The organism is Serratia sp. (in: enterobacteria), from assembly GCF_046715635.1.
Lineage (GTDB): Bacteria > Pseudomonadota > Gammaproteobacteria > Enterobacterales > Enterobacteriaceae > Chania.
Genome location: NZ_JBKJYW010000501.1, coordinates 1 through 12,529, shown reverse-complemented (window position 1 = coordinate 12,529; position 12,529 = coordinate 1). Strand labels below are relative to the sequence as shown.

Genomic DNA, 12,529 nt, shown 5'->3' with positions numbered 1-12,529 from the left:
AGTGCTGACACTTCCAGCCCGGACTTACCGAGATAACGTGTTTGCATTCGGGAGTTCCTCCTATTTTATGTCGTTAAACGTCGAGTTTACGGCCGGCCAGCCATTCCACCATCGCCGGGTCGCGATGTGCGCGCTCTTTGCGTCATTTGGAAGACATCAAAGCCCACCAAGGGGATGGCAATACCCTTGTTCAGTTTGACTGTTTGCATGACGTTACCCTGCACTGTGGTGTGTGAAAAGCATAACGCAGAGTGATTTATTCTATTAGAGGGCGTAATTTGCTAGGGTTAATTAACTGGGTTCATTAATGAATGAACCCGGCTGGCACCTACGCGTTAAGCAGGATAACGACGAGGTGCAGAGGGGCGGCTATTCATAGTAAAGCGTATAGTGAAGCAACCGGCTAAATGCGCCTGAATTAATCGGCCCTGTTTTGGCAATGTAAGCCGAGTAAAGTAGTGTGTTATTGCCCGTTTTTATTTTTTGGCCAATGGATTTTCTACCAAAATACAGCGGGCTACCGTCACTATCCAGCAGCCCTAACGCGATACCACTCACGCCATCAACCGGGATCAGGCTGCCAGATGCGCCGGTACCCGTTCTATCAAACGCGATCTTGACGTTTTTATTCTCTGTATCGCAACCATAGAGATTGATGATAAAAGGAACCGGTGCGGATTTCCCTTTGGTATCCAACTCGGCGCTGGATATTTCGCCCATGTTGATCGTTTGATTGTCGTCACCGACCACGACATTGCAGGTGGCGACGGTGATCCTGCCCATAAACTGGGTTCTACTGCTCGCCGTAATTTCCGCATGAGCCGTGGTTGCCGACAACGCCGCGGCTAAAAAAAGTAAACATCTACTGTTCATTATTGCCTCGCTGACTATTAACACTCACGGCATGGCGACTTCGAAGGTCAGTACCTGGCTGTATTCACCATCCTTGATCTTTTTCAGATCCTTGGTGGTGGCGGATATTTCAGCCCGGATCCTTTTTGATTCGCTGATGCTGCTGATATCCTTAATAAAGCTGGAGTATCTATGGTTAAAGTTCAAGTAGCTACCTTTCCCTAAATCAAACAGCTTCAGACCGATCCCCTGTGGTGCACCTGAGCTATGGCTAATGCCCCAAAAGGTCGAGCTGATTGGGTAGCCGCCTTGGGTTTTGATTTCACCGGGCAGGTTATAGGCGCTGCCCATACAGGGGGTGGACTGGTCTGGTCCTTTTATCACGGTCATGGTGAAGTCCTCGCTACGGACTCGGCCACGGCTGAGATCGTCGGAAGAAATCGGCTGGAACGCCACCACGTCGGGGGTAACAACGGTCAAGGTACACTGCTTGATCGGTGGCCTGATTATACCGCCACCACTACCGCCACTGCCACCGCCAGGTTTAGGGTTGCAGGTTGTTCTATAGTCAAGGCCACAAATAGACAGGAAGGGTGAGTTAAGCGTCGACCAGTTTGCCTCTTTATTATCACCAGAAAACATCCAGAGCGTACCTACAGCGTCCTGCAAATCATAATAAGGATTTTGGTAATCATTGAGTTTGAAAACTTTTGGCTGTACGGTAAATTTAAAAGTTATGGTCTTGGTATAACGCGGCCATGCCGTTATCATACTCCAGCACTCTTTTTGGCAGGGAGCCAAACTGCCGTCACTCCACTCAAATGCTCTACTGTCATCCATCTTTTCAAGATTACTAAAGGTTTTCAGTGGGCCAATGCCGGAGATGGTCATCGTCAGGTTTTTCCAAACGTCAGAAGAAGAAATTTGCTCTTTTATATTAGTGAAGTTATAGGCTATTTTATCGGTTTTATCGCCAAGATTTATACATTGAACATTAATGGATACACTTGTGGAGTATATGCGATTGGGAATGTTCCAAACCCATCGATAGTCGCATTCCAAATAACCATCTTCGTTGTTTCGGCAATTATATTTCTCCGTGGTTAGACTGACTTGATCATAGATCGTGGATCTAAGATTATTCGGCGGGATGAGGTCTCCACCGGGAACGAAATCACAGGTAATATAAGCATCGGCCCAGGCGGTGTTAAAAGAGAACAGCCCTATGCAGAGGCTAAAGATAAACTTAATCATAACAATAGCCTCACTATTAAGGGTGTTTTTTACCGTCTTTTACCACCGCGCACTGGCTCGCTGTGCAATGATAGTTTAACGCGTTGTAAGAGCCGTAATCATTAATGTACTGTATTTGGATGGCCTGGTTTTTTACCAGCGCGTTCGGTAGCGTGACTTCACTCAGTGGCTTAAGCGTTATGGCCTCATCCGGCAGCGATAGCGCTTTGTTGGCTACGCTGAGGGTAGGCATAACGATATAAAAAGGCGTTGGGTTGACGATCTTCACCCCATTATCGATGGGGGTAAGCACTAACTTCTCCTGCCAAACCTCCGCGGCCATTTTTTTAAGGCTCGCAGGGCGGTAGAAGACCTTTATTTTAATCCGTAATGCTAACTGAATGACGTTGCTCTTATCCGATTTGGGCGGGATCTCCTGCAGGTTATAGAAAAACAGTGATTCTCTATCCTGAGGTAATTGGGCAGCCGCCGGCAGCGGGGTAATATTGACCTGTACCGTAGTATCTTTTTCCAGCCGTTGTAACGGTGGCAGCACGGTCAGGGGTGAGTTGATTTTTTCCTCACTTTCATTTTCTAACCAGCTTTGTGCCAGATAAGGTAATTTTTTACTGTGATTAATAATATTAACCTGCGCCGATTTTTCATCTCCCATAATAATCACGCGAGTTCTATCAATAGAGATCGCCGCGTTGGCCTGGGAAACGCTAAAACCTGCCAGCGTCAGGAGAACAAAGAGCTTGGTAGCATGTGGGAACATGGGAATATCCTTGTGAGATTATTGGGTTTTGCACACCATAGAGGAGGTGAAAGTCAGCGACACATTCTGGCCCTGCAGGCTGAAGGAACATTGTCGGCCAGCCGCATCCATCGCTTTCAACGTGGAATCATTGCTGACCCCGGAAATATAGACCTCACCGTTTTCCCCCACCATGCCAACGCTTCTCTTCTCTGCGGCGTCTTCAACGGTGGTGCCAAACGGGATTGGCCGGCCCTGGGAGTCGGTTAAGCGAATAAATGCTTTGATCCCCCGGTACACATTCAGTCTGCGATAACCAATCGCCCCTTTGGTTAGCACCGTTTGGATGTTGGCGATCGAGCTATCAACATCATCAGGGAGCCGATTAACATCAACCGAGTAATCGGTACGGTAATATTCCGGGACGTCATTGATGATGGCCAACCCTTGGGCGTTGGTGGGCTCGCTGCGGCTACCATTACCGACATAAACTCCGGCAATACCGTTGGTATCGACCAGCAATCGCGAGTTTCCGGAGTAACCTTCACGGTGCATGACGGCACCATGAGCGGTGGCCGTGAAGCCAGACTTAATGCTGCCGCCTAAATAGTAATCGTTGTCGCTGATCGAGGCGTTTAAGGTGGTGGCGACTTTATCCATTTTTTGCGAGGAGTTGGCATTGATTTTGCTTTGGCTCAATGAGTCAAAGGTGCTTGCGCCCACTGACCAGGTATTATCGGGATCAACATTATTGGTATAGGACAGGCTAGGCGATAATTTGCCGTTGTTGGTACGCATCGCGGTATTCATATAGGTTCTGGAACCGAGCGGGATATTAAAGCTCAGATAGATCGAGTTATTGTTTTTCTGGCTCTGTGAATAAAAGCTTTTCTTATACTCAGTCCGGTTAACCGAGAGATAGGTACTGATATTTTTCATGCCGGCGAAGTCAAAGGATTTTGACACGCTTAACCCGTAGGTATTACTGTCGGAAACGTCCTGCCAGTAGGTTTGCTTGGTATAAATGGCGTTCAGTGAGAAACCGAGATCGCTAAAGCTCTTGCTGGCGACGATATTGTAACTTTCCTTGCTGGTGCTGGCGTAATCCGGGCTGGTTTTCATGGTGATGAAATCATTCAGCGTCAGGAAGTTTTCTTCTGAGAAACGGTAGCCCGCAAAGGTAATCTGGCTATCAATGCTGTCGAACATTTTTGAATAGTTGATACGGTAGCTTTGGCCGCGCAGGCGGGAGTCTGTCAACTGTGCGTCGGTGTGGGTTACGTCAAAGGAGAGGGCGCCAAGCACGCTCATATCGTAACCAATCCCCCCGTTGATGGCGTAGTACTGTTCGTTGGTAAGGATAAAACCGCCAAACAATGAAGCGCCGGAAAGGATGCCCAGGGAGGCTTCACCAGTGGCTAGATAAGGGTTGAAACCCCCATTGTTTTCATTCGATTTCCCCAGCATGGCTTTATAGCGAACATGACCTGAGCGCGTTAGGAAAGGGACGTTGGAGGTTTGAATGGTTGAGGTTCTCTCTTCACCATTTTCCTCGCGGATGGTCATTTTTAGCTCGCCAGAGGTCGTGTCGGTGAGATCGTTGATGATAAAGTTACCGGGCGGCACCATCCTTTCATACACAACGTTATTATCGCCACGGGTGATGGTAATTTTGGCGTTACTGTTGGCGATCCCTTCGATGACTGGCGCATAACCACGCAATGCCGGTGGCAGCATGCGATCGTCACTGGCAATGGCAACCCCGGTATAGTCAATGGAGTCGAAAACATCGGATGAAAGGTAGTTTCTGCCCATAGTTAAATGAGCACCGGCATTATTGAGTGAGCGCGCCAGGTAAGCCGTTGGCGTGCTGAAGCGGGATTGTTTTTCGCCCTGTTTGCTTTTATATAAAAATGCCTGGTGACTACTTCTCAGGCGCCAGGCACCGTAGTTCACACCGGCAGTCCCGTAGCCAGATAATGACAGGTAGTTTGACCCCTGTTTATTCTGATAGACGTTACCGCTGGCAGTATAATCGAGCAGGATGCCGGGAATGCCTTCATCCCATTGTGCCGGCGGTGTCCAATTGGGATCGTTATAATTTAACGCGGCCTGCGGGATCGTTAGCAACAGTTCGCTCTTTTTACGATCGATTCTCACCGTGCTGCCTTCATAATCCTGGACGATAATGCAGGTGCTGTCCCCAGGGGCCTGGTGTACCATCATCCCCTGCAAGGCACTACTTTTTAAATCAAATTTCTGCAACAGTTCCGGGGTAAAGCAAACCTTGCTGTCAGCGTCGAGATCGACTATCTGGAACTGGAGGGTGCTGATAGTTCTATTATTCAACTTTAGTGAAAGCAGATAGTTCCCTGCAGGAATATAATCAGGGCGTGAAAAATTACTCAGACTGATGCTTTGTTTATCGAGAATGTCCAAAGCTCTGGTTTCAAACTCAATGTCATTATTTTTTGCATAGGCTGAGTGTGCAACAGCGATAAAAAACAATAGGGTTGAAACGGATGAGTAATTTTTCTTATTGTTCATAATGATAGTTTCTGAACGCTAGTAAGTAGCAGGCTTGGTCAAGCCATGCCTGCTAAGGTGACAATTACCATTAATGTACTTGGGGAAGTTTTAGAGGTAGGTCAGAGAGAAGCTGGTTAAGGCATCATAGTGACCAGCAGTGACGGTTTCCCCTTCCAGAGAGACTACCTGAGCGGAGAATTGCAGGGTGTTATCACCGGTGCGCAGGGTATAAGGCTCAGATTTTGTCGCAATCTTAACCTGTTTGTTAGATGAATCTAACAGGCGGATGGCCAGACCCTTGGCATCACCGCTGACCCCCAGGAAACCATTGGCACCACCGACGGACATACCATCGAAACGTACGTTGACTTTGGTTTCAGCGGCAGCCTTAGCATCAAACGTGCAGCCGATCAGTTTGATTTTAAACTCGGTTGGGGTGGCGTAACCGATAGTGGTCAGCTGGGCATCAGAAACTTGGCCCAGGTTGATGGATTGGTTGTCGCCATCAATACCCGGAGCTAAACCGCAAGGGGCTTTTAATACATAACCCTTGAACAGGATCTGGCCATTACCTTGGGAACCAGGGGGAACGTCAGCCTGAACGGTACCGCTCAGCGCTAAAGAGGCTAATACGGTGGCGGCTAGCAGGGTTTTCTTGATAGTCATTTTTAATCTCCATATATACATGCTGTCTTTGGTATAAATCGGCTATACCTTTCCTTGAGGTTGCTCATATAAAAGGCCTCACACATGGCGCCTGTTTTGTTGCCAGGTGTGAGGCCTCTTAAAAACTATAAATCATTAGAAATACGTCCTTTTTAGCTAGCCAATCCTTGGAAGGATAGACTTACACAGCACATTGGGTTAGTCACTGTCCATTTTTGTTGCTAATTTTGGTATTTATAATAATTATAATTTGGGTGGTTATAATTAATGTAAATTGGATTATTTATCTTATTAATTCCTTTTAATTCAATTGGTTGCTTGTGTTTTTATGTAATTTTATAATAAATAACATAATCATTGACATTATTAATCATTATCGCTAGGTTGTTTCTCATTTTGATTTGCTGCGGTTTTTAGTAATAGATGAGCTGAAATGGAGTTTGTGGTGTGGTCGTTTCAATAATCAATGGCAGGAGGCGTGAAATTGGTCTGGATGAGGGCTTGGATGCTGCGATAGAGGCTTATTATAATGCGACTCAGAAAATCTATCTGACTCATCCTCTCTATTTTAAGGTGATGTTTAAAGCCAATCGGATTATTATTTTTTTGGCCATATTAGGTGGCTATTACACTTTGGATAATCCTTCCTTCAAAGAGGTTAAAAAACTTTGCATCAACAATGAATTGTTAAGCACTAATGCCTTGGATTCATTTATCTCCTTCTTGCAGGTAGGAGGGCGCTTAGCGATCACGCGTGATGGACAGGATAAACGCAAGTTAACCTACCAACCGACAGCCAAAGGGGTGAACGAGGTTCGCGAGTTGATTAATAGTCTGCTGCTGACTTACTCGATGATCTACCCTGGGGTCGATCTTGCACAGAGGGTTGATCATAGTGATTTTATGGCGGATTTTTTCAAAAACTATACGCAGGTTATAGTGAAAGAGATGTTTGTGTATGACGCGGTGCCAGATAGCCGCGCATTTTTGACCAAGGATGGGGGGCATATGATGATGTTTCACCTGTATGTCGAAAGCCTCAGGCAACGAACGTTAGCAGTACAATACAATTACTTAAAAGCTTCGGCGGCGTTTTCGGTATCCCGCTCGCATATCAAGCGGTGTTTTCAGGCAGCCGAACGTTTGGATCTGTTGTATTTGAAGCAGGATGGCAAAACCATCGAGCTTAAACCCCGTTTTATCGACATGGTGAGAGAAGCCTTTTGTTTTTATCTGGCGACCGTGGAGTATGGCGTTTTGGGGGCGCGTTAGCCGGCTTGACGAGCGATGTTGATTTGGGGGAATCTAACGCACTGTCTGAAATTAACGTCAACTGACCGTTAACTTTTTAATGGATTAACCCTGATGGATAACCTTGCTCGGCTGTTCTCCTCGTTGCAAACCCGCCTACGCCCGGAAGACGTGGCTGAACTGATCCTCACGCAGTTGGGGGATTCCTTGACGCTGGTGGAAACGGCTCTGCTACGGCAGGCGGCGGCTGGGTCACTGAAGTCCGGCCTGGTACAGATGACCTCGATGATGCAGGAGTTTCGTCAACCGGTCGCTCCAGAGAAACAGGTGGCGAAGGCAGGGGAGCTGTTTGTTAGTGCGCCGACGTTGGACTCCATTGATTGCAGTGATATTCAGCAGATCAGGCAGTTGATTGAGCAACTGTCGGTGGAGATCCAGAAAGTCCCGGGCAGTAATAATTTTATCGCCGATCGTTTCAGCCGTGCGCAGCGGCAGCAGGCGGGAATGGAGATTTCCAAACGGCGCTACAACAAGCTGTTCCGTTTTCTGCAGCGCTTGGAGAACAAGCTCGCGACTTATCAGTTGGAAACGCAAAAATATCAGGCGACCCGGATGGCCAAGTCCGGGTTGGCAATGTTGATCCGTTATGAGGATTTTGCCTCCACGCCGGACGTTGCCTGCTTTATTGCCTGGCTTTCCGCCCGGATGAACCGCCGCAGCGTGTTTACCAACCAGGCACAGGATCGCGCCTTTGACCAGGTTGCCGAGTTGCTGCTAGCACGGGTGCAACAGGTGCCGACCTCGGCGGGCTGGTATGCTATTGCCCATATCATGCCGGATCGTGACATCGTAAAGCACCTCGACGACCGGCAAAAGCTGAGCTTGTTCACACACTATCTGGCGCAGCTCAACGAACTGGCCGGATTGCTGCAATTGGTCTGGCAACGCAATACCTTCAATCGCCAGACCATGATCGTGAAGCGTGGCGATGATTCCTCCACCTGGAATGCCCTGGCCGGAGCCTGGAACAGCGCCCGGCAAGGGTGGCTTGCGCTGGCTGAGGTATTGGGTATGGAGGGGATAGTCGAACAGATGTGCCTGGGTAAAGTGCTACGCCTGATGGCCGGGGACGTCGCCGCCTGGCACTATCAGACGGGCGGTGGGCTAGAGCCGGATACTCAGGTGTGGGCGAATCTGCCTTTCCCTTGGGAGGTATTTTCTGGTGCCAGAAGCTGTACCAAAGCTGATGTGCAGCGGGTCTGTGCGCAGTTTGGCGTCGATCCTTATAAAAAGGGTTGGATCAGCCCACGTCACAATCGGCAGGCGGTGGCTTTTGTGCCAACGCCGGAGCTGGTTCATGGTGTGGTGGTGGATAAGCCAGAGATCGCCCTGATACTTCGCAAGGCGGGCTATTTTTCCGGTAAAGGCGGTTAGCCCCTCTTGACCGGGCTGACAGGCCGTAGATAATAGCCCTAACTCTGGTATAGCTCAGTGGTAGAGCAGTCGGCTCTGGGACCGACTGGACACAGGTTCGAGCCCTGTTGCCAGAGCCTTTCATTTATCCTGTCAAAAAATATCAATTTTATTTGTGGTTACCGGCCTTGCCGCCACGGGCCATGACGTGCTTTTTGGCTCACCTCATCCCCTTGGGTAAGCTTTTGAATATCGTCAATGTGCTATGATTAGCTTGGTGATTCAATACCATGTGGTTTAAATGCGTTACTTCTTTTGCTAGTTATCAGTGACTGCCTGAGAAAAGCATTTTTATCTGATTGACTCTTTATAAGTAAGGATAGTTGTATAATGAAAGTTATCCGCTCGTTGATTAAAGCCACCACCGCACTTTCCCTCCTAGCCATCAGTATCACTTCAACCTATGCAGACCTTATCCCACTGGCCGGAGAGGTCCAAACCGATCAGTTCGCGGCGAAAGTGGTTTCAGTCGACCAACAAAACCGTGTGGTGGTTTTGGCTGGGGCAGAAGGGCATAACGTCAGTTTTAAACTGACCGATCAGGCAAAGGATTTAACCCATTTAAAGGCGGGGGATACGATTCAAGCCACGATAGTGCGCTCGCGCATCGTTAAACTTGATACTGACCTGGATAAGGCTGCACCGGCGATCACTAGCCTTTATGAAGAAAGCAATGCTACCAAGAACAACCCTAATCCTAACGTCAATGCCGTGCATCAGGTCAATCTGACCTTGAAAATCACGCATATTGATGTGAAAAAGCACGAAATCACCTTTGAAGGGCCAGCGGGGCGTCAGAAGGTCGTTTCTGTTGAAGATCCTGCTATCCAGGCGCGCCTGAAAGATCTGAAAGTGAATCAGAGCGTCGTAGTGACCTATACTGATTTGCTTGATATACGTGCCGATCACACCAAGAAGTAAGATTGATAAAGCCTTAACCGGCTTCCTACCTTGGGGCGCAGCATACTGCGCCCGCATAGATCAGCAATGAGCGACCTCTTCGCCAAGCTGCTTCAAAATATCCTGACGTAACAGAAATTTTTGTATCTTGCCCGAGGCGTTACGCGGCAGGCTGTCCACTACCACCAGATGTTCAGGGTATTTGTATTTGGCGACCCGTTTGCGGCCAAAGAACGCGATGACCTCCTCCAAAGAGAGTGAGCCGTAAGCAGCCTTAAGCACCACATAGGCGCAGGATCTTTCCCCTAATCGTTCATCCGGCATGGCGACAATCGCGGCATCATGGATACGCGGATGTTGCATCAGGATATCCTCTACTTCGCGGCTGCTGATATTCTCCCCGCCGCGCACAATGATATCCTTCTTGCGGCCGGTGATTTTAATGTAGCCGTCGGCATCCATGCGGCACAGATCACCGCTGTAGTACCAACCATCCTCGTCCAGCGCACGGGCGGTCAGCTCGGGCTCATCCAGATATCCCAAAAATACGTTGGGGCCACGCGAGGCTTCTTCACCTTCTTCGCCGATGGGGAGTGGGTTGCGCTGTTTATCCACCACTTTGATTTCTACCCCAGGTGCGGCAAAACCGTCGGTGTTAAGCACGCGGGAAAGGGGATCGTCCAGGTTGACCACCGCATGTGGCGAGCTTTCCGTCGAGCCGTAGACGCTGAGCAGTTTAATGCCCATTTGCAGGCAATCCTGGGCAATTTTTTTCGGGATGGTGGTGCCGCCGCACAGGAAGAAGCGTAACGATGAGATGTCGTGCGGCTGCTGTTGCAGGGTGCATAACAGGTCATAGACAAAAGGCGTTGCTCCGAGCACGCAAGTACAGCGCTCTTGTTGCAGCAGGGCAAGGCAATCGAGCGGATTAAAGATATCCAGCAGGACGCTGCGTGCGCCAATCAGAAAGGGGGCCGTCACGCCGTGCAAGAAACCGGTCGCATGCCCTAGCGGTGCGGGCATCAGGAAGGTATCCAGCCAGGTGAGATTGAGCCGCGCGCAGTAGGCACGCTCGCTGGCCAGAATATTATTATGCGTCAGCATCACGCCTTTGGGTTTGCCTTCGGTGCCGGAGGTAAACAGCACGGCGGCCAGTTCATCGCCATGCACTCTGACCGGTGTGGTCAGTGGCGGAGTATCCCGTAACAACTGGCTAAGTGCGGGGGCGGACGTTGCGGGGGATAGCTTGTCGACGGCAACGACCTCTAGCAGATCGGGTAGTTGATCTCGCAGCGTCAAAATGAGGTCAATGGGCCGGGTATTTCTGAACGAGGTTGGTGCGAACAGCACCTTGGCCTGGCATTTGTTCAGCACCCAGACCAGCTCTGCTTCTCGCCAGGAGGGGAGCAGGGGAACGGAAACGGCTCCCGTTTTCAGGCAGGCCAGGTAGATCACGGTAAACTCACACCAGCCGGGAAGCTGAAATGCAACGCGGTCGCCCGGTTGGATCCCCAAGGAGATCAGCCATGCCGCCAGGCTGCTTGCCGCGTGGTCTAGGGCGGCATAGGTATAGGAAGTTCCCCGATTGTCGATCACGGCAATCTTTTCCGGCATGGCCAGCAGGGTTTGATGCCAGTAATCAGCAAGCGAGGCATCGCCCCAAAAACCTTGCTGCCGGTATTTGGCCCGGCGTTCAGGGTTGAGTTTTATCGTGACACTCATTGGTTTATCTCTAATAAAAATGTCTGGGATGTGGCCCCTCACCCTAACCCTCTCCCACAGGGAGAGGGGACAGATCGAGTTCGTTTTGGGTGCAGAAATCTACCTGGTCACCGCACTAATCAATTCCTTTTTGCAGAAGAAACAGATCGATCACGGAATCTAATCTCGGCACCGTACCAGCTCCCTCTCCCTGAGGGAGAGGGTTGGGGTGAGGGGGCAAGCACGATCTGGCAGGCAGACGCTAACAGGATCAGCCGTAGCGAAACTCGACGCCAAACGTTCCCAGAGGATATTCCCACTGCTCAAGAATAGTGTCGCCGCACAGCACGCGGCAGGTCCCGCATTCCAGGCAACCGGCAGAATCGAAATGGATATTGCCCGCGCTGTCTTGCTTATACAGCCCGGCAGGGCAGGCCAGCATCAGCTTACGGAACTCATCCATGTTGGGGTTATCTACCAGAATGATGTGCGGGTGGCCCTCATTAACATGGAACTTGTTGATGCCCAGCTTGACGTCTACGTTGACCGGATTTTCACTGCTCATAGCGCTGTCGCCCCTTTGATGCCGTCTTTCAATAAATTCATCAGCCCAATCTGTTTCACCCTTTTCATCAGGGCCTTACGCACTGGCTGGGTAGGGCTGCCATCGATGGTGAACATATCCCCCATGATGTCCGCGACCATGCGCGGATACTGGGTAAACAGGCGCGGGTTTTCCATCAGCGCAGGGATTTTGCGGAAGTGATGCACCTCATGCATCACGCAGTTTTGCTCCAGGGCATGCTTATATTCCCCCAGGCTGCTGGCGGAAAAGTTCTGCCGCTGCTTAGCCGCAATGGCCGTATTGGCAGCCGCCTGTGCCGATGCAATGGCGAGATCCATGCCGCGTATGGTAAAGCCCAGGTTCAGGCAGAACCCTGCCGCATCGCCGACGATCATCACGCCGCCGTCAGCCAGCGTAGGCACCATGGCCTTGCCGCCTTCCGGAACCAGGTGTGCACCGTACTCGAGCAGCTTCCCCCCCTGGATCAACGGGCGAATGGATGGGTGCTGCTTAAAGTCCTCCAGCATCTGGGGCACGCTTTTCCCCGCGTGGCCAATTTCCCCCAGGCCGCAGACCAGCCCTAGAGAGATGGAGTCCCGGTT

At 50.1% G+C, this 12,529-nt stretch carries 10 protein-coding genes, 1 tRNA gene and 1 pseudogene; 4 read left to right on the top strand and 8 right to left on the bottom strand.

The window, feature by feature from the left end; translation table 11 throughout:
• Positions 1-369: 369 nt before the first annotated feature.
• From ACLQ7H_RS26065 to ACLQ7H_RS26045, 5 genes are all read right to left on the bottom strand, one after another.
• Positions 370-783, bottom strand: coding sequence for a fimbrial protein (locus ACLQ7H_RS26065; RefSeq protein WP_411755177.1), 414 nt, complete (start codon positions 781-783; stop codon positions 370-372).
• 114 nt (positions 784-897) lie between these two features.
• Entirely contained in the window at positions 898-2,106 is a 1,209-nt protein-coding gene (locus ACLQ7H_RS26060; RefSeq protein WP_411755176.1) for a hypothetical protein, read from the bottom strand.
• Positions 2,107-2,122: 16 nt separating this feature from the next.
• Complete coding sequence (locus ACLQ7H_RS26055) at positions 2,123-2,863, bottom strand: molecular chaperone (RefSeq protein ID WP_411755175.1); 741 nt, start codon at positions 2,861-2,863, stop codon at positions 2,123-2,125.
• 18 nt (positions 2,864-2,881) lie between these two features.
• Positions 2,882-5,389, bottom strand: a complete 2,508-nt coding sequence (locus tag ACLQ7H_RS26050) for a fimbria/pilus outer membrane usher protein (RefSeq protein ID WP_411755174.1) — start codon at positions 5,387-5,389, stop codon at positions 2,882-2,884.
• A gap of 90 nt (positions 5,390-5,479) precedes the next feature.
• Complete coding sequence (locus ACLQ7H_RS26045) at positions 5,480-6,037, bottom strand: fimbrial protein (protein WP_411755173.1); 558 nt, start codon at positions 6,035-6,037, stop codon at positions 5,480-5,482.
• Between the two features lie 447 nt (positions 6,038-6,484).
• Between ACLQ7H_RS26045 and ACLQ7H_RS26040 the strand changes: the two genes are divergently transcribed.
• The 4 genes from ACLQ7H_RS26040 (at position 6,485) to ACLQ7H_RS26025 (ending at position 9,682) form a co-directional block, all read left to right on the top strand.
• The gene (locus ACLQ7H_RS26040) at positions 6,485-7,309 is read left to right on the top strand and encodes a hypothetical protein (protein WP_411755172.1); all 825 of its coding nucleotides are present in this window, start codon (positions 6,485-6,487) and stop codon (positions 7,307-7,309) included.
• A 93-nt stretch (positions 7,310-7,402) separates the two neighbouring features.
• Positions 7,403-8,722, top strand: coding sequence for a hypothetical protein (locus ACLQ7H_RS26035; protein WP_411755171.1), 1,320 nt, complete (start codon positions 7,403-7,405; stop codon positions 8,720-8,722).
• Positions 8,723-8,765: 43 nt separating this feature from the next.
• Positions 8,766-8,838: transfer RNA gene (locus ACLQ7H_RS26030), tRNA-Gln, on the top strand.
• Positions 8,839-9,091: 253 nt separating this feature from the next.
• A complete protein-coding gene (locus ACLQ7H_RS26025) occupies positions 9,092-9,682 on the top strand; it encodes a hypothetical protein (protein ID WP_411755170.1) in 591 nt (196 codons plus the stop codon).
• A 60-nt stretch (positions 9,683-9,742) separates the two neighbouring features.
• On the opposite strand, the gene fadK is transcribed toward ACLQ7H_RS26025, so the two are convergent.
• From fadK to ACLQ7H_RS26010, 3 genes and pseudogenes are all read right to left on the bottom strand, one after another.
• Positions 9,743-11,383 (bottom strand): medium-chain fatty-acid--CoA ligase, encoded by a 1,641-nt coding sequence (fadK, locus tag ACLQ7H_RS26020; protein ID WP_411755169.1) that lies wholly within the window; start codon positions 11,381-11,383, stop codon positions 9,743-9,745.
• Positions 11,384-11,633: 250 nt separating this feature from the next.
• Entirely contained in the window at positions 11,634-11,927 is a 294-nt protein-coding gene (locus ACLQ7H_RS26015) for a ferredoxin (RefSeq protein WP_059199953.1), read from the bottom strand.
• A pseudogene (locus tag ACLQ7H_RS26010) lies at positions 11,924-12,529 on the bottom strand (FAD-dependent oxidoreductase); the annotation flags it as partial. The pseudogene ACLQ7H_RS26010 and the gene ACLQ7H_RS26015, both read right to left, overlap by 4 nt.

Coding starts and splice junctions, on each gene's coding strand:
- ACLQ7H_RS26065 (WP_411755177.1), bottom strand. CDS start 783: ATGGGCAGGATCACCGTCGCCACCTGCAATGTCGTGGTCGGTGACGAC.
- ACLQ7H_RS26060 (WP_411755176.1), bottom strand. CDS start 2,106: ATGATTAAGTTTATCTTTAGCCTCTGCATAGGGCTGTTCTCTTTTAAC.
- ACLQ7H_RS26055 (WP_411755175.1), bottom strand. CDS start 2,863: ATGTTCCCACATGCTACCAAGCTCTTTGTTCTCCTGACGCTGGCAGGT.
- ACLQ7H_RS26050 (WP_411755174.1), bottom strand. CDS start 5,389: ATGAACAATAAGAAAAATTACTCATCCGTTTCAACCCTATTGTTTTTT.
- ACLQ7H_RS26045 (WP_411755173.1), bottom strand. CDS start 6,037: ATGACTATCAAGAAAACCCTGCTAGCCGCCACCGTATTAGCCTCTTTA.
- ACLQ7H_RS26035 (WP_411755171.1), top strand. CDS start 7,403: ATGGATAACCTTGCTCGGCTGTTCTCCTCGTTGCAAACCCGCCTACGC.
- ACLQ7H_RS26025 (WP_411755170.1), top strand. CDS start 9,092: ATGAAAGTTATCCGCTCGTTGATTAAAGCCACCACCGCACTTTCCCTC.
- fadK (WP_411755169.1), bottom strand. CDS start 11,383: ATGAGTGTCACGATAAAACTCAACCCTGAACGCCGGGCCAAATACCGG.
- ACLQ7H_RS26015 (WP_059199953.1), bottom strand. CDS start 11,927: ATGAGCAGTGAAAATCCGGTCAACGTAGACGTCAAGCTGGGCATCAAC.